The 16,912-nt window shown below is 33.7% G+C and carries 16 protein-coding genes and 1 pseudogene; 4 read left to right on the top strand and 13 right to left on the bottom strand.

What is annotated here, in order from left to right; translation table 11 throughout:
- Window positions 1–113: 113 nt before the first annotated feature.
- From CDZ92_RS09055 to CDZ92_RS20595, 11 genes and pseudogenes are all read right to left on the bottom strand, one after another.
- Window positions 114–1,145, bottom strand: a complete 1,032-nt coding sequence (locus tag CDZ92_RS09055) for a YkvI family membrane protein (protein WP_096154922.1) — start codon at window positions 1,143–1,145, stop codon at window positions 114–116.
- A gap of 112 nt (window positions 1,146–1,257) precedes the next feature.
- A complete protein-coding gene (locus CDZ92_RS09060; protein WP_096154923.1) occupies window positions 1,258–2,052 on the bottom strand; it encodes a hypothetical protein in 795 nt (264 codons plus the stop codon).
- 101 nt (window positions 2,053–2,153) lie between these two features.
- Window positions 2,154–3,848, bottom strand: coding sequence for a M3 family oligoendopeptidase (locus CDZ92_RS09065; protein WP_096154924.1), 1,695 nt, complete (start codon window positions 3,846–3,848; stop codon window positions 2,154–2,156).
- A gap of 285 nt (window positions 3,849–4,133) precedes the next feature.
- Window positions 4,134–4,580 (bottom strand): MarR family winged helix-turn-helix transcriptional regulator, encoded by a 447-nt coding sequence (locus CDZ92_RS09070; protein WP_096154925.1) that lies wholly within the window; start codon window positions 4,578–4,580, stop codon window positions 4,134–4,136.
- A 243-nt stretch (window positions 4,581–4,823) separates the two neighbouring features.
- Window positions 4,824–6,398, bottom strand: a complete 1,575-nt coding sequence (locus CDZ92_RS09075) for a bifunctional metallophosphatase/5'-nucleotidase (protein ID WP_096154926.1) — start codon at window positions 6,396–6,398, stop codon at window positions 4,824–4,826.
- A gap of 175 nt (window positions 6,399–6,573) precedes the next feature.
- Window positions 6,574–7,374: a phosphonate ABC transporter, permease protein PhnE gene (gene phnE / locus CDZ92_RS09080; protein WP_096154927.1), complete on the bottom strand. Its 801-nt coding sequence runs from the start codon at window positions 7,372–7,374 to the stop codon at window positions 6,574–6,576.
- Window positions 7,374–8,192 (bottom strand): phosphonate ABC transporter, permease protein PhnE, encoded by an 819-nt coding sequence (gene phnE / locus CDZ92_RS09085; protein WP_096154928.1) that lies wholly within the window; start codon window positions 8,190–8,192, stop codon window positions 7,374–7,376. Before phnE (CDZ92_RS09085) ends, phnE (CDZ92_RS09080) begins: the two co-directional genes overlap by 1 nt.
- Entirely contained in the window at window positions 8,192–8,962 is a 771-nt protein-coding gene (gene phnC, locus CDZ92_RS09090) for a phosphonate ABC transporter ATP-binding protein (protein ID WP_096154929.1), read from the bottom strand. Before phnC ends, phnE (CDZ92_RS09085) begins: the two co-directional genes overlap by 1 nt.
- Window positions 8,963–9,067: 105 nt before the next feature.
- The gene (gene phnD, locus CDZ92_RS09095) at window positions 9,068–10,018 is read right to left on the bottom strand and encodes a phosphate/phosphite/phosphonate ABC transporter substrate-binding protein (RefSeq protein ID WP_096154930.1); all 951 of its coding nucleotides are present in this window, start codon (window positions 10,016–10,018) and stop codon (window positions 9,068–9,070) included.
- 177 nt (window positions 10,019–10,195) lie between these two features.
- Window positions 10,196–11,164: a methyl-accepting chemotaxis protein gene (locus CDZ92_RS20590; RefSeq protein ID WP_441296497.1), complete on the bottom strand. Its 969-nt coding sequence runs from the start codon at window positions 11,162–11,164 to the stop codon at window positions 10,196–10,198.
- A pseudogene (locus CDZ92_RS20595) lies at window positions 11,162–11,836 on the bottom strand (HAMP domain-containing protein); the annotation flags it as partial. The pseudogene CDZ92_RS20595 and the gene CDZ92_RS20590, both read right to left, overlap by 3 nt.
- A 224-nt stretch (window positions 11,837–12,060) precedes the next feature.
- On the opposite strand from CDZ92_RS20595, the gene CDZ92_RS09105 reads away from it, so the two are divergent.
- Window positions 12,061–13,560 (top strand): ATP-binding protein, encoded by a 1,500-nt coding sequence (locus CDZ92_RS09105; RefSeq protein ID WP_176483743.1) that lies wholly within the window; start codon window positions 12,061–12,063, stop codon window positions 13,558–13,560.
- A 33-nt stretch (window positions 13,561–13,593) separates the two neighbouring features.
- Entirely contained in the window at window positions 13,594–14,325 is a 732-nt protein-coding gene (locus CDZ92_RS09110) for a ZIP family metal transporter (protein WP_096154933.1), read from the top strand.
- Here the strand turns inward: CDZ92_RS09110 and CDZ92_RS09115 are convergent.
- Window positions 14,322–14,522 carry an aspartyl-phosphate phosphatase Spo0E family protein gene (locus tag CDZ92_RS09115; RefSeq protein WP_096154934.1) on the bottom strand — a complete coding sequence of 67 codons (201 nt, stop codon included), beginning with the start codon at window positions 14,520–14,522 and terminating at the stop codon, window positions 14,322–14,324. The genes CDZ92_RS09110 and CDZ92_RS09115 overlap by 4 nt on opposite strands.
- A 156-nt stretch (window positions 14,523–14,678) precedes the next feature.
- Between CDZ92_RS09115 and CDZ92_RS09120 the strand changes: the two genes are divergently transcribed.
- Together CDZ92_RS09120 and CDZ92_RS09125 are read left to right on the top strand one after the other, a co-directional pair.
- Window positions 14,679–14,990 (top strand): YkvA family protein, encoded by a 312-nt coding sequence (locus CDZ92_RS09120; RefSeq protein WP_096154935.1) that lies wholly within the window; start codon window positions 14,679–14,681, stop codon window positions 14,988–14,990.
- Window positions 14,980–15,780 carry a divergent polysaccharide deacetylase family protein gene (locus CDZ92_RS09125; protein WP_096154936.1) on the top strand — a complete coding sequence of 267 codons (801 nt, stop codon included), beginning with the start codon at window positions 14,980–14,982 and terminating at the stop codon, window positions 15,778–15,780. Before CDZ92_RS09120 ends, CDZ92_RS09125 begins: the two co-directional genes overlap by 11 nt.
- A 366-nt stretch (window positions 15,781–16,146) precedes the next feature.
- On the opposite strand, the gene cbpA is transcribed toward CDZ92_RS09125, so the two are convergent.
- Complete coding sequence (gene cbpA, locus CDZ92_RS09135; protein ID WP_096154938.1) at window positions 16,147–16,788, bottom strand: cyclic di-AMP binding protein CbpA; 642 nt, start codon at window positions 16,786–16,788, stop codon at window positions 16,147–16,149.
- Between the last annotated feature and the right edge of the window lie 124 nt (window positions 16,789–16,912).

The raw sequence follows: 16,912 nt of genomic DNA on the forward strand, positions 1-16,912 counted from the left end.
TGGAGATCTCTACAAAAGAACTTCATTGGCCTTATGAAGTTCATCTACAACCACTTTCTTATGCCAGATGAACTTCATTTGCTTTTTGACCCATCCTCATTGAAGTTCCCTTTTTACTTCACTTTTTTAAATGCAAGTAAGAAAAGTAATGATAAGCTAATGTATCCAAACAATGGGTATAAGTGCTCGATCAATGAACCGTAACCGATTTGGCTTATTAGGTAAATAACAGCTAACATACAGAAAGTAATATACTGCTTAGGTATCGGAAACATTCTTTCTAATTGGCGCTGTAATCCAAAAATATCACTAACAACAGAAGTGAATATTTCACCGTAAATGACAAATACATAAATTCCAAAAAAGGATGCTAAAGAAAACTTTACTACTTCTGCCATCGGTATCTCATATGTAGCGAAATTGGGTAAAGAGGCTAAGGAGATATGACATGTAAGTAGAATAAAACATAATAAAAGTCCTCCTAACATCCCTCCTCTTTTAATTACCCACTCATCCTTAACTTCTGATGCTAAAGGTACTAGAACTGGCTGGGCAAGCGCTAGATTGAAGCTTACGTATAAAATTGGCGCTATCCAGCCTTTCCAACTATACTCCCCTTCATAAGTAAGCGATAAAAAAGCCAAGCCATTCTCACTAAGTGCATTACTTGCAATCAAAAAGCTAAAAATAATCATTACAGGCACAACTACAATATTTACAGCTACAAGCCCTTTCATTCCGACTATTACAATAGCAACAGCTAACACCATAGTTAACAATAAGCCGAATTGATAAGACCAGCCTAATTGTTCCTCAAATACTGCACCTGCCCCAGATAACATAACTGCAGCTACGAAAATTAAAATGATTAGCATAAATAAATTCACGATTGTACCTATTTTTTTACCAAATAAGTGCTCGTTGAATTCTTTATAAGATGAAGCTTGAATATTTTTTGCGATTAACATCATTTTTGTTCCAAAATGTATAAAAAGCCAACCACTTATTAAAATAGTGACAAAACCAATCCATCCATATTGTGTGAAAAATTGAACGATTTCTTTTCCAGTAGCAAAACCAGCTCCTACAATGGTTCCAACATATACTGCCGCCACCTGTATGGCGCTAAACCAACTCCGCTTCATTACTCCACCACACCACCTAAGTACACTTTCTAAAACAAAAAAAGCCTTTGTCCATTATATGAGACAGGCTTTAATTAAAGACTAGAATTATGGATATTAATGAACTAGTGAATTAATTTAAAATGGTGCGGGTAAAGCGAAACCCTCTACTTTTAAATTCAGGAATTTTCACTTTTAATGGTTTCGGTTTCTTTCCTATCAGTTGATTTATGTGCAAAATAACAACCGTACCTGATTTGGCATGTAGAAGTACATCTCTTAAGCGTTTTTCAATATTAGCTTCACGTGACGCACTTGACATACCTTCCTCCTTACTTTTTTCAAATTCTTTAAAAATAACTTCATTTTTAACAATAACAGAATCACTTTGTACTTTCTCTATCTTCTTTTGTTGAAAAATTAAATCGTCAATTTTTTTATTAACGCTTTTTTCGACCATCTTAAGTTTGTCTTGATTATTATTTTTATGTACCAGTTGTAATACAGAACCATTCTTCTCAGGTAACTTATACATACTTTCAAGCAAATAAGGATGTTTTGCTTGCTTTTTTAAATAAACCACTTTTTCTTCTTCATACATATCTTTCTTTTCATTCTCTGTTAAAACAAGGGCGATAACTTGATCTTCTTTATCCATTTTCACCCTCACTAAAGATATTTGTTTGTCCCAATTAATAGGTAAATGATATGTATCCGTTAAATAATTTCTTAATTCAGTTTCCGTCTGAATAGATTCGGGTTGTTTCTCGTTCATGTCTATATTCACTCGTATTGGACGAGTTAAAGGTTCGCTAAATACAGGTTTTGTAACATTGTCATTTAATTTTTGCATTTTTGTTTTCAGTTGACAGGTGAAAATATTAAAAGATAAGACGATACAAAATAGGATATGAAAAAATCGATTCACACCGACACCTCCATATCCTATCGTCACCAATTATCTATTCTATATGTGTAAAATATTCCAATGTAACTTAAACGTAACAAAGTTGAAATGTTCGAGTGAAATTATAACGCCTTATCATCAATATTAAATAAATAATCCTCGATTTCACCGACAACGGATTGAACACAGCCTTCTTCAAACGGAGAACGTAATTTTGCTACTTCTACTAACTTCGTAAACGATTTACTTCCACCCTGTTTACATAAGTTTAAATAATCAGCCCATGCAGACTCTTTGTTTTCCTGAGCTAACTTCCAAAACTGCAGTGCACAAATTTGAGCTAATGTATAGTCGATATAATAAAATGGTGATTGGTAAATATGGCCTTGTCTTTGCCAAAAACCACCTTCTTCTAAGTAACTTAATCCATCATAATCCCTTTCAGGCAAATATTTTTTCTCAATTGCAGACCATGCTTCATTTCTTTCTTTCGGAGTACAATTAGGATTCTCATATACAAAATGTTGGAATTCGTCGACTGCCACTCCATATGGTAAGAAGGAAATCGCACCGCTTAAATGAGCATATTTGTATTTATCTGTGTCTTCTTGGAAAAATAATTCCATCCATGGCCAAGTGAAAAATTCCATGCTCATGGAATGAATTTCACAAGCTTCATACGTCGGCCAATTGTATTCAGGTACATCAAAATCTCTACTCATATACACTTGGAAAGCATGTCCTGCTTCATGAGTTAAGACATCTATGTCCCCACTAGTCCCGTTAAAGTTAGAGAAGATATACGGAGATTTATAGTTAGGGATAAATGTACAATACCCACCAGCTTCTTTCCCTTTTTTCGCTACTAAATCCATTAAGTTGTTATCAATCATAAATTGGAAAAATTCATTCGTTTCTTTTGAAAGTTCTTCGTACATTTTCTTACCATTATCAATAATCCAATCAGGATCACCTTTTGGCTTTGCATTTCCAGATAAAAATTTGAAACCTTCATCGTAGAACTTTAATGAATCTAAACCAATTCTTTCTTGTTGACGCTCTTTTAATTTTGAAACAAGTGGTACGATTAATTCTTTAACTTGGTCACGGAATGTTGCTACCATTTCTGCATTGTAATCAGTACGCACCATGCGAGCATAGCCTAATTCCACAAAGTTTATATATCCAAGTTTTTTCGCCATTTTGTCCCGAACTTTTACTAACTCATCGTAAATTGCATCGAACTCAGCTTTGTTTTCGTTGAAAAAGGTAAACTTAGCCTCGCTTGCTTGTTTACGAATTTCTCTATCCGTAGACTCTGTGAAAGGATCTAATTGTGCTAGGGTTCTTTCTTCTCCTTCAAATAGAATCTTTGCAGAAGCAATTAACTTAGAGTATTTTGTGGAAAGTTTATTTTCTTGTTGTAAGTCTTCAATTATAGATGGATCAAACGTTTTTAGTTCACACTCTGCTAAAGCAAAAAGCTGTGTTCCAAATTTAGATTCAAGTTCTTGTCTATAGTTTGATTGAACAAGCTCTTTATAAAATTTAGTTTCTAGTTCTTTTACTAATGGTTCTAATACATCTAAGTAATCTTGTTCTTGCTTGTAAAACTCATCATTTGTGTCTATGGAATGACGAATACTAACAAGATTAAACATAGTACTAACATCATTTCTAATAGTGTTTATTTCTTTCATTACGGATTCTTGTTCTGTTGATGAAGTAGCATTACTAAATGCAGTAAGTTGTTCGTTGAATTTCACTTTAATTTCTTCAATATTTGGACGGACATATGTGAATTGTTCAAATTTCAAAGTGATTGACCTCTTTTCTATATTGTATGAAAAATAAGCATAGTACGCTGTTACTATATTCTACACGAGAGTAATAGACTCCTGCTCTAAATAGATGTTTAACTGCATTCTTTGTTTTATTAAATATATTTACCAATAAAACCTTGCCGTTCCTTTCCGCTGCAGACACTGACTTTCCGCGGGTTGTCCAGTGTCTTCCGCTCCAATCCACTCTTGGTATATTTATAATTCAAAAAAGAAACAATCTTTTTTAAAGAACCATATAAAAAAACGCCTTAATCAAAATTAAGACGTTAATTCAGAGGTATATAATCCGAGCTTTTTCAATAAATCAATTGCAGTTTGTTTCTCTTCTTTCGTTAACCCAGCTACCAATTCATCTATACGTTGTTCATGCTGAGGAAAGATTTCGTTTAGTAGTTCTTTGCCACTATCGGTTAGTTCTGCATACGTTACTCTTCTATCTTTTTCACATGCTTTACGAGCAAGTAATCCTTTTCCTTCCAGTTTATCCACTACATACGTTATACTCCCACTAGCAAGTAGAATTTTTCCGCCAATTTGCTGTAGTGGTTGTGTTCCTTTGTGATAAAGAAGTTCCAATACAGCGAATTCTGTAGGATTTAATCCAAAACGTTGAATAGATTGATTTGCTTTATCTGTAATAGTCCGATGTGCACGGGACAATACGACAAAAAGTTTTAGCGATAAATCAAGGTCCTCTCTGGACATTTTCACACCTACTTTCTAAAACTTTGGCTTTATTAGACACCGCTGTTGATTTCCGTGCAAGTCTTCGCTTTCCGCGGGCGTCTACGCCATACACGGAAATCAAACGCTAGTAATGTATTTATAAAAACAACACACTTTAACATAGCTTAAACTAAAATATTTCGAATTAAAACTAATTTTATTAAAAACAAGTGTTTTGGTCAATGTTTTACCTTCTTTTCACTACTAAGATACGAGAAATCTCTACTTCCAAATAACCATCCAATTGTTATTCGTTGTTGCTTCTATCTCTTTATGTTTTAAGATATAATTAGCGATTAACTCTGACATATCTAACGTTATGTCTTTTACAACTTTTTTACCTTTATACATATGGTAGTCTCCACCACCACCGGCTCGGTAATTATTCATTACTACGTGGAACGTTTCATTTAACTTTAATGGTGCACCATCTTTTTCTAATTGAACAACTCTACTACCTATTGGTTTTCTAATATCTAACGTATATTCAATGCCTTCCCACATATCGTAATTATAATGTTGAGGCTTTGGAGTAGTAAATGCTGGGTTCACTGTTAATTCTCCATTCCCTTCGACAAGAAAATAGGATGCACAACGCTCTAAAGCGTCTTTCATTTCTTGTCCAGTAATCTCAATCACTTTAAGTGTATTTGGATAAATATAATTAGATACAATATCACGCATTGTTACGTTTTCTGGGAACCCAGGTGAACCGTTATGGAATAGGGCAGTATTAGAAATAGTAGTATCTGATATATCCATCTGAACTTTATTAATAAATTCAATTAACGGATTATCTTTCGTTCTAATTTCCATGGCGTCATTTACTAACATATTTCCTTTTATAGTACCCATTGGTTGGTCTAGCCAACTTTGGGTTGCTTGTTCATAATCTTTCACACTTTCTAAGACAGCTGGGTCCTCTTGTACACCCTCTATCGATAATAGTTCTGCGTTTTTCGATAAAATTTTCCAAGCGCCTTCTACTTTTTCGAATGATATGGTTGCTTTACCTAAAAATTGACCATTTACTCCTGGTTGTAGAACTAAGACATCATTTACAGTTGTCTCTGCAATTGTTCGATGTTGATGACCAGTTAATAGAACGTCAATTCCTTCAATTAGTTGGCACAGTTCATAAGCTTGATTTTCACCTGTTAAAACTTCTGTTGGCTCACCAGTAGATAAATGTCGTTCAAAACCACCGTGATAACTAACTATTAATACATCCGGTGCTTCTTCTAATCGGATTTTTTCTACCCATTGCTTTGTAGATTGAAGAGCATCTTCAAAAGTAAGACCAACTATATTATTTGGGTTTTCCCAGTTTGGAATGTAATGTGTTGTTACACCAAGGATAGCCACTTTAACTCCATCGTAATCTTTCAGCAAATAAGGTTTTCCGAAATAAGGCTTTTCATTAACTTCGTCTAAAATATTGGAAGATAGCCACGGAAATTTCGATTGTTTCACTGCATTATTTAATAAATCCATTCCATAATTAAATTCATGATTTCCAATAATAGCAGCATCGAAGTTTAGTTCATTTAAAACTTTTATCATCGGATTTAACTTTGTAACAGAAGTTTTAGCATAATGATATGTAAGAGGAGTACCTTGAATAACATCTCCATTGTCTATTAACACTACATGTTTATTATTCTTCCTTTCACGAGCGACAAGAGTGCTTACTTTAGCAAGACCAACATGTGCATATTCATTGTTACCATAGTTAATCGGCATAACGCTACCGTGTATATCACTTGTTTCTAAAATCGTCAAAGTTAGCTTATTCATTCAGCAACACCTTCTTCTATTTAAAATTCCACCTTTATTATAACTAAACAGAAAGCGTAGAGAAAAGGCTCCCTACGCTTCGTTACCTATAATTATATGCTTGTGTTGGTGCTTTTTCCATATCACGTCACACATCAGACTTCTTTTTACAACATTAACCAACAAAGAACCTTTATTAAACGATTTTACGTCTAATGTAAGAAGAAATATAATCAATTATTGTAACAACTACTATAATAACAAGTAAGATCATTCCAACTTCATCCCAGTTTCGGTTAGCAACGGCTATAACGATTAATAAACCGATACCACCCGCTCCAACGATACCCAACACGGAAGATGAACGTACATCTATTTCGAAACGATAGATAGCGTATGATAAAAACTCCGGAATTACTTGTGGAATAATACCATAAAATAGAATTTGAATTTTATTGGCACCATTTGCTTCCATTGCTTCTACAACTTTCATATCAATGGACTCAATTACTTCTGAGTAAAGTTTACCTAACATACCTGTTGAGTTAATGGCAATAGCAAGTACCCCTGCAAAAGGACCAGGTCCAACCGTCGCAACGAATATTATCGCGAAAACAAGCTCTGGAAAAGCACGAATACCATCTAAAATCCACTTACCAAATGTACTAACAGCACGAAATCGACTCATATTATTTGCTGCAAAAAACGCTAGTGGTACAGCGATAAGGGCTGCCATTAATGAACCAGCGTAAGCGATAAAAACTGTTTCAATCATCTTTTCAATTACTTTTCCAAACTTAGACCAATCTGGTGAAAGTAATTGTGGAATCACACGGTTAAAGTTATTTATTGTTCTTTCACTAAAAACACGTGTCCAGTTAACATTAATTTGAGTAAATGTAATAACATAAATAGCTAATAATGCAATCGCAATAGCTATATTTCTAACTTTTTTTATTACAGGCATCTTTCTTTTTGGAGGTAATTCATATTTCATTATACAATCGCCTCCCTAATCTTCGTACTAATGTATTCGATAATAACAACTGCAATAAATACGACAATAATTAACATCATTGCATTATCGTAACGGAAGAACTTAATTTGTTGATCTAATAGTAAACCGATCCCACCTGCACCAACTAAACCTAAAACAACAGATGCACGAATATTTATCTCAAATACATAAAGTGAGAACGATACAAACTGCGGTAAAATCTGTGGTACAACACCATACCAGATTGTTTGTAAAGAATTTGCACCAGATGCACGCATTGCATCCAACGGTTGCATATCAATTGTTTCTAGGGTATCACTTAATAATTTTGCTAAAATACCTAAAGAGAAAATAATTAACGCTACAATACCAGGAAATGCACCTATACCAAAAATACCAACGAATACTACTGCTAAAATAATATCAGGAATTGTACGGATAATGTTTAGAAAGAATCGTACAAATTGATATATGTACTTGTTTGTACTAATGTTTCTAGCTGCAAGTAAACAGAATGGAATTGTTAATATAGTTGAAATTGTCGACGCAATAACTGCCATATAGAACGTTTCTAATAAAGCTGGAATAACACGTGAAACATATTCTAGATTTGGAGGAAAGAAATTACCAAACATGTTAATCATATTTGGAAAACTTCTAAAAAATTGTCCAAGAGTCGAACCGGTCTCATAAGTACTCCAAAAGTAAAGCGCAGCTACAGCAATGAAAATCATTGTTGATTTTCTCTTTAGCTCAGGAGAGACGACGCCTTTAGGGACAATTTTCTCCTGTGTCTTAGTTTTACCTTGTGCACTCATTAATCTTGACCTCCCACCAGATCATCTTCACGAATTGCACGACCGTAAATTTCTTCAAACGTTTTTTCCGTTACAGTAGATGCTGGACCATCAAAAACTACTTCTCCAGCTCTCATTCCGATAATACGATCTGCAAATTCCATCGCCATGTCAATGAAATGCAGGTTAACTATTGTAGTGATTTTGTCTTCTTTATTAATTTGCTTCAAGTAGTTCATTACTTGCTGAGCTGTTGGTGGGTCAAGACTTGAAACCGGCTCATCCGCTAAAATATATTTCGGCTTTTGAGTTAAAACACGAGCAATACTTACACGTTGTTGTTGTCCACCACTTAGCTCGTCAGCACGGCTATAAATTTTTTCTTCAATATTAACACGCTTTAAACTTTCGTAAGCAAGAGCTAAATCATCTTTTTTGTAAAGATTTAAAATACTTCTTAAAGTACCAGTATGTCCTAAACGTCCAGCTACAACATTTTTCATAACAGAAGAACGTTTTACAAGGTTGTAGTTTTGGAAGATCATCCCCACTTTTGTGCGAAGCTTTCTTAAATCTCCAGCTTTATATTTTAAGATGTCATCGTTATCAACTAGAAGCTCTCCATCTGTTGGAGTAACTAGTCGGTTAATACTACGGATAAATGTAGACTTACCAGCACCAGAAAGACCTACAATTACAACGAATTCGCCTTCTTTAATAGTTAAGTTAATATTTTTTAAACCTTGAGTACCATTTGGGTATACAAGGGAAACATCTTTAAACTCAATCATGTAGATTTGCCCCTCCATATTGGAAAAATTGCCAATTTTTATTTAATAAGTTGAAAAAAAGGGAGAAGCAAGCTTCCCCCCATTTTATTTTTTTAAGGTAAAATTTTACCCTTCGTAACCAGTTAATTTAGCAGTTTCACGAACGATATCATACTCAGCATCGTTAGCTTCGTCGATAGCAGTCCAACGGTAAACGTCGTTCATGATTTGTAGCATTGCTTCGTCATCGTTAAAGCTTAAGAAAGCAGCTTTAATTTCTTCAACAAATGCAGGGTCTAAAGATGGAATTACAGAAATAGTATCGTTAGGGATTGGGTCTGTGTAACCTAAGATTTTTAAGTCTTCCATAATTGTTGGGTAGTCGCCTTCTAATATAGTACGAGCATCGTCAAATGTAGTTGCAACGTCTGCATCACCGTCAAGAACAGTTAATAAAGCGTTGTCATGTGAACCTACAGATACTACGTTTGAAAAGAAATCAGTTTGTAGAGCATCAGTTGTTGCGATGTCAAACTCAGTCATTAACTGTGCAGCTGGGAATAAGAAACCAGATGTAGAAGTTACATCAGCCATTGCCCAAACTTTACCTTTTAAATCAGCGAAAGTCTCAATTCCAGAGTCAGCACGTACTACGTATTGAGCTTTGTAAGTAGAGCTTCCGTGACGGATAGATTTTAAAATAACTTCGATGTTGTAACGCTCGTTCGCTTGTATGTAAGCGAACGTTGGTACGAAACCAATGTGAACTTTTCCACTACCCATAGCCTCTACTAATGCAGTGTAGTTAGTCATTGTAATACCTTCTACTTCAACACCTAAGATTTCAGATAATTTTTCAGCTAAAGGAGCTACTGTGTCAGCAATTTTATCAGACTCAGTTGATGGTACGAAGCCCATTACAACTTTAGATGGTTTTTCAACTGTAGCAGTGTCGTCTCCACCAGTTGTATCGTTGTTTCCTGTGTTTCCTGTGTTAGCAGCATTGTTTCCAGTTCCACATGCTACTAAAGCTACAGCTAAAATAGCAACTAACATGATCGATAAAAACTTTTTCATGTTTAAATCCCCCTAAGAATTTATTTTGTTTTCTCAACGATTAAAATTATAACCTGTAATTGATTAAATATGCTACACTTTTTTCGGTTTTTTTACATTTAATTTAAAATTAAGACGATTCATTACACTTAAATAGGCTTTTATGTCGATTATCTTTACATTGTGTTAACACTATATTTACAATTGTTCGTATTTATCCTGTATTTTCATATTTGAAATTTCCTTTTTAAGCTTTTGAGATAACTGTTCTAAATCCTCAGCTTTATTGTTTAATATGCTTACTGTTGAAGAAAATTGTTCATGAGTTGCTGCTACTTCTTCAGTGTCTGCACTATTTTGTGTTGCAATCGATAAGACTTTCTCCATACCTTTTGTTATATCATTTGACTTCACCGATACTTCTATTGTAGAGTTTGCCACTTCTTTTACCATTTCATCTAACGAATTAACAAACTCTGCTAGCTTTAAGAAAAGGTTAGACGATTGACGAAGGACGTCTTTCCCATCTTGCGCTTTTTCCAATGTACTTGCGATACTTTTATTTGATGATTCAACACTATTAATAATTTGCATTAATTCCGTTTGTACACGAACTGATAATCCCTTTGATTCATCAGCTAATTTTCTTACTTCACTAGCTACTACTGCAAAACCTTTTCCATGTTCCCCTGCTCTGGCAGCTTCTATTGCCGCATTTAGGGCTAAAAGATTTGTTTGCTCACTTATCTTTTGGATAGAAATTACTATAGACGCTATCTTCTCTGATTGAGTAGCCAAGCCTTTAATTCGATCATTGGTTAATTCTACTAGATCAATAATAGAAGCCATTTCTTCTTGAAGTATTTTTAGAGATTGTTCTCCTTCTACAGCTTGACCTCTCGCTACATTTGATCGAGACTGAATGTTTTGAACTGATAATTGTATATCATTTAATTTATTTTCTATTTGTTTAACGTTTAAAACATAGTCGTGTATGGTACTACTTTGTTGCTCTGAACCAGAGGCAATTTCTTGAATGGAGGAAGATATTTGCTCTGTTGCTTCATTTGTTTCTATCATCATTTCTCTTAAATAGTTTACTGTATCATTAATATGTAAACTTGAATTATTAATAGAAACAACTAAAGATTGAAATTGGTCACTCATCTCATTAAAAGTTTCTTGAACTTCTCCTATTTCATCTTTTGACTTAACTTCTATCCTAGAGGTCAAGTCTCCATCTTTAAATCTTTTAATCCCTTGTACTAATTGTGCCAACGGTCTACTTAATAACTTTGTAACTAAAATAGATGTAAAAAATACAAAAAAGAGGCTAAGTATAATGGAACCCATTATCCAAAATGTCATCGTTTTTGCTGGTTGCATAATATCACTTATGGAACTGCCAACTGCTATTTTCCAGCCGTTTGGAAGTGAATCAAAAGCAACTAGTCTTAACTCTCCGTCAAATTCGTATTCAAATTGGCCACGTTCTTCCTTTTTCATTTGTCTAATAAACGGATAGATAGACCAGTTTTCTTCAATCTTACTTTCGTCATGGTGATATCTCACTATCCCAAATCGATCAATAATAAAACCATATCCTTCCATTCCGTTTGGAACATAGTATCTTTCTTCAATATCTCTCACTCGCGCTTCCACTTCTACGAATTGTTCTTTCGATAAAATGATTGATTGTGTATACGGTTCAAGTTCTTGAGCTTTTAGATAAACAATGTAAGATAAGTTTTTCTTCGTCATATCTTCCATACTTTTGTTAGAAATAATTGTACTGATTAAACCTATTAGCAAAAGTGGGACGACTGTGATACTTACCATTAAAATCAGTAGCTTTTGCTGAAAGGTCCATGTATTCTTTTTCTTGTTTACTTTATTAAAAATCACTATTTTTACCTCCAAGACTAGCTTTTATAGTTAAACTTTATCGTATTTATAAACAAATGACATATTAATTATTTGTAAATTTTAAGTTATACTTATTTTCGAGAATTAGGTAAAAATAATATTATGATAATAATTAGCTACAACAAGGAGTTTTGATATTGAATAGATTTAATGTAAAAACGACGCCATTCTTCCTATACTTATTTATCGCACTAATTCCTGCAATTTTAATAGCCGTTTTCATCATTCAGCAAAATTTACATATTGTGAAAGGAAACAACATTAAAGAGGCAAACGAACACTTATCCCTTCATAAAAGTAGAATTGACTCTTTTATCCATGATACAGTCACAACACTTGACGCAATTGGCATGGTTATTAATACTAAGAGAGAAGAACAATATGAAATACAAGAAGTCCTTATTCAAATGGAAGAAAAGGATGCACGGTTTTCTGGTTTATACTGGGTAAACACAGATGGTATTCTTGAATATTCATCCTCTCCTCCATTTGAAACGATTAGTATTGCGGAGCGCGATTATTTCCAAAAAGCAAAGGAAACCAAAACTACTACATTTTCTTCTGGCTTTAAAGGTAGATTAACAGGGTTGTATATCGTAACTATTTGTACTCCTGTGTTAGATCCTACAAGTGATGAAGTTGTTGGATATATTTTGGCAGGATTGAACTTGTACTACATGGGTCAAAGCTTATCCGAACTTGTATCAGAGCAACTAATCATTGTTAAAGATCATAAAGACCAAATAGTATTTTTGACGAGTGTTGATTCTCCAGTTGATTCAGTAATGATATCTTCTTCTTTACAAAATGTTGATTGGACCATTGAGGCACATAGTTTACCTGCCTCCACTAGTGACGTAATTTATTCTTCTTTACCAGCTATGTTTGCTACCTTTATCTTAAGTCATGTCATCTATCTTGCATTCCTTTCTTTTTTTCTCCGTAGAAAATCTATACAAGAAAAAAGAAAACAAGAAAAACAAAAGCTACAACTAATTGGACAACTAGCTGCAAGTACTGCTCATGAAATTAGAAATCCACTTACGGGAATAAAAGGGCTTGTAACATTATTAAGTGAGAAGCATTTTGACAAAGAAGATCAATATTATTTTTCTATTATTCAAGATGAAATTACGAGGATTAATTTAATTGTTAGTGAGTTTCTTGTTTTAGGAAAGCCAACTGCTGATAAGCATGAGTTACATAACCTCTCCGAAATAGTATTAGAACTAAAACCATTAATAGAATCGGAGGCCCATCTTCATAATGCTCAACTAAATGTAAATATTACACAGGATGTAATTCATCTATTCTGCGTTAAAGATCAATTAAAACAAATTATATTGAATTTATGCAGAAATTCTTTTGAAGCGATGCAAACTCAAGGTACCTTACATATAGATGTTTTGAAGCAAAAAAAAGAAGCCTTACTAATTTTCAAAGATAATGGTGTTGGAATTTCAGATGTGGCATTGAAGAAAGTGTTTGATCCCTTTTTTACAAATAAAGAAATGGGAACTGGTCTCGGATTAGTAATCTGTAAGCGAATTGTTGAATATCATAATGGTACGATAACCATTGATAGTAAAGAAGGTCAAGGTACATTCGTTACGATTAGTTTGCCTTTGGCTAATTAGTCGTATAATAAGAAATGAGCGGAGAGGAATGAAATGTTAGAAGTTTTTATCGGAAGCACTTTAGCAGCAATGTCGACAGGACTAGGTGCACTTGTAATATTATTTTTAAATAAAAAAATAAGCCATAGAACTAGAGACACTTTACTAGCTTTTTCAGCAGGTATTATGATGGCAGCTACCATGATGGGCTTAATACCTGAGTCATTAGAGTACGGTGGCTTCACACCGCTTGCAGTTGGCCTTTTATTAGGTGTTCTTGCTTTAAATCAGCTTGAAAAAAGAATACCTCATATCGATTTAGAACATAAACGATCTGGAATATCGTTTGATCAAAAGGCAATATTAATTGTTGCAGCTATTACGTTACATAATATACCAGAAGGATTGGCAGTTGGCGTTAGTTATGCTTCTGAATCTCAAGAAACAGGTAATATGATTGCGGTGGCAATTGGACTACAAAATGCACCAGAAGGATTACTAGTAGCACTTTTTTTAATTAATCAAAAAATTAGTAGATGGAAAGCTTTTTTTGTCGCAACTTTGACAGGTATAGTAGAAATTCCGATGGCATTTTTAGGGTTTTATTTAACTTCATTAGTATCATGGTTAGTCCCAGTCGGGTTAGCTTTCGCTGCAGGAGCAATGTTGTTTATTATTTACAAAGAACTAATTCCAGAAAGCCATGGAGACGGTAACGAACGAGTAGCTACTTATTCTTTTATTTTTGGCGTTCTGTTTATGATTTTTATTATCGATCTTTTTTAAATTCCGCCACTTGTCATGTGGTGGTTTTTCTTTTTATATAAGAGATTTTGGTATTCAACAATTAGCTTATCTAAGTCTTGACTAATTTTCAATGTATCTTCACTTTGTATTCCAGAACGGTTTGCTATGGTCACCATACATTCTCGTTTTTTACTAATTTTATTCATTAAACACTTCATGTACTGTTCGTGAGACAATTTTCTCCTCTCCTTCTAAAACACTTACTATCGAATTATTACAAAAAATACTAAATTTGTAAACAGATTCGCAAAAATAGACATTTATTGCATGCATTAATTTTGTCCCGAAGGTGAAAAATGTAAAAATAAAATGAAAAAAGAGGCGTGTTACTATTGATTGATAAAACTAACTCCTTACCGTCTATGAGAGTAATTTGGAGAGAATTGAAGGAATTACTTCAATTAGCGAAAGATTGGAAAACTGGAAATTATCCATCTGCTTCCCGTTTCACTATTTTTATTATTTTTGTTGCAGCTGGTTACTTTTTCATGCCATTCGATATAATACCTGATTTTTTGATAGGGATTGGATTTCTTGATGACATTATCATTATTAGTTTTATTTTTTATTTATTAAGAAATGAAATAAAGCGTTACCGCTCTTGGAAAAATACACATAGTCAGAGGGATGTACATGAAAAATAAACTTTATATTTTGTTGATATTACTCTTCTCAGTTTTAGTATTTGTTCCTTGTTACACTTTTGCCTCAACAGTTGAAAAGAAAGTCGCTATCGTTATTGATGACTTTGGAAATAATATGAAAGGAACGGATGAGATTCTTTCGTTACCTGCAACCTTAACCATTGCCGTAATGCCCTTTTTATCAACAACAAAAGAAGATGCCGAACTTGCACATAAACTGGGACATGAAGTAATTTTACATTTGCCGATGGAACCTAGGAAAGGAAAAAAAAGTTGGTTAGGGCCCGGGGCTATTACGACAGATCTTTCTGATGAAGAAATACATAAAAGAGTAAACGCTGCAATGGACGAGGTACCACATATCGTTGGAATTAATAATCACATGGGTTCGAAAGCCACTTCAGATGAACGAGTAATGAGGATAGTGTTACAAATATGTAAAGAGCGTGGTTTATATTATTTAGATAGTAAAACTAGTGGAAAAAGCGTTGTTGCAAAGATAGCCACTGAATTAGGTGTACCATATTTAGAAAATGAACTGTTTTTTGATGAAGTATATACAACTAAACATATTGTAAGACAAGCAAATCAATTGCTTAAAAGAATGGATGAAAAAGATTCCATTATCGCCATTGGGCATGTCGGAGTTGCTGGAGAAAAGACGGCAAGCGTGTTAAAACAATACATTCCTACTTTAAAAAGAAAAGCAAAAACCGTGCCATTGTCCGATTTATTACTTGATAAAATGGAGCCAATATTTGAAATTACACACAATAAAAAAACTAATTAAAAACCGTGCCGGTTGTTTGGACGCTTTCCGCGGGGGAGGCGGTGAGCCTCCTCAAGCCGAAGGGCTCTGTGGGGTCTCACCAGCCTGCCCTCTCCCGCAGGAGTCGTCCACACAACCGGCACTTATTTTTAGTAATTTAATCAATTTCATAATTACGGTTCGTTTAGTGAAAAACGAATGTTCATTTTATTATAATTAAATAACGTTTCGATATAAAACGTAAATTATATTAAATAATAGGTTGAATATTCGTTTTTCGTTTAGTAATTGTACATTATGAAACTCACCCAAGTATTTGTATATTAGATAATACTCTTTAATAAAATCTTGTTTAATACAATCAAATTATCTACCAAGATCTTTGTTTTATTGCTGTGGATCAATCTCATCGATATGCGTTACTCTAAATTCGCCTTTATCTTCTAACTTCTTCACAATATTCTTCACTTTTTCTTCGGTTAATTCTTCAGGTAAGTTAATAATAATACGGCGTAAGTATTTTTCACCGTTATCTAACGTTAACATTCCATCAATATTCACATCTTTTAGTAAAGATACTAAATCTTTAATAGCACCTTTATGTTCGATCGTCGCAACTGTTAATGTATAGCCTCCTGTTTTCATTCCGAAAGAGTCGGCAAGTACGTCCATTACGTTTGCGTGTGTTAAAATTCCGATAAACTCTTCATTTTCATTTAATACTGCTATGAATGGTAGACGTTTAATCGTGAAAAAAGCTTTAAAGAAGGAATCTTCTTCATATATATATGCATCATTGTTTATAACTAAGCTCGAAACGGAGTCTTGTTCCGTTCCTTTCTTTTCATATAAATAGTCTAATAAATGAACTTTATAAACAAAGCCTTCAAATTTTCTTCCGTTGTCTGATAAGACCGGTATACAACGATAGCCTGTGTCTTTAATTGTGTCGTATGCTTGTTTTACTGTAAATGTTGGTTCGCAATGCTTAACATCGTGTTTTGGCACGAAATTGTAGCGAATTTTCATTGCTTTCACTCCCCTAAATTATGCTGCATAGTTAATATATTTATTATGAAAAAAAATATGAATCCTATTTTAAAATTATCATAAATATCCATAAAGGTAAAGAAAATTCATAATATTTGTACTT

Origin of the sequence: Bacillus sp. FJAT-45066 (genome assembly GCF_002335755.1) — a bacterium.
In the GTDB taxonomy this organism is placed as follows: Bacteria; Bacillota; Bacilli; order Bacillales; family Bacillaceae_I; genus Bacillus_CD; species Bacillus_CD alkalisoli.

Bases quoted from the DNA above. Each gene is read 5' to 3' on its own strand.
- phnC (WP_096154929.1), bottom strand. From the start codon at position 8,962: ATGATTGAGTTTAAAGATGTTTCCCTTGTATACCCAAATGGTACTCAA.
- CDZ92_RS20590 (WP_441296497.1), bottom strand. From the start codon at position 11,164: ATGAGTGACCAATTTCAATCTTTAGTTGTTTCTATTAATAATTCAAGT.
- phnD (WP_096154930.1), bottom strand. From the start codon at position 10,018: ATGAAAAAGTTTTTATCGATCATGTTAGTTGCTATTTTAGCTGTAGCT.
- CDZ92_RS09110 (WP_096154933.1), top strand. From the start codon at position 13,594: ATGTTAGAAGTTTTTATCGGAAGCACTTTAGCAGCAATGTCGACAGGA.
- cbpA (WP_096154938.1), bottom strand. From the start codon at position 16,788: ATGAAAATTCGCTACAATTTCGTGCCAAAACACGATGTTAAGCATTGC.
- CDZ92_RS09055 (WP_096154922.1), bottom strand. From the start codon at position 1,145: ATGAAGCGGAGTTGGTTTAGCGCCATACAGGTGGCGGCAGTATATGTT.
- CDZ92_RS09075 (WP_096154926.1), bottom strand. From the start codon at position 6,398: ATGAATAAGCTAACTTTGACGATTTTAGAAACAAGTGATATACACGGT.
- phnE (WP_096154928.1), bottom strand. From the start codon at position 8,192: ATGAGTGCACAAGGTAAAACTAAGACACAGGAGAAAATTGTCCCTAAA.
- CDZ92_RS09125 (WP_096154936.1), top strand. From the start codon at position 14,980: ATGAAAAATAAACTTTATATTTTGTTGATATTACTCTTCTCAGTTTTA.
- CDZ92_RS09070 (WP_096154925.1), bottom strand. From the start codon at position 4,580: ATGTCCAGAGAGGACCTTGATTTATCGCTAAAACTTTTTGTCGTATTG.
- phnE (WP_096154927.1), bottom strand. From the start codon at position 7,374: ATGAAATATGAATTACCTCCAAAAAGAAAGATGCCTGTAATAAAAAAA.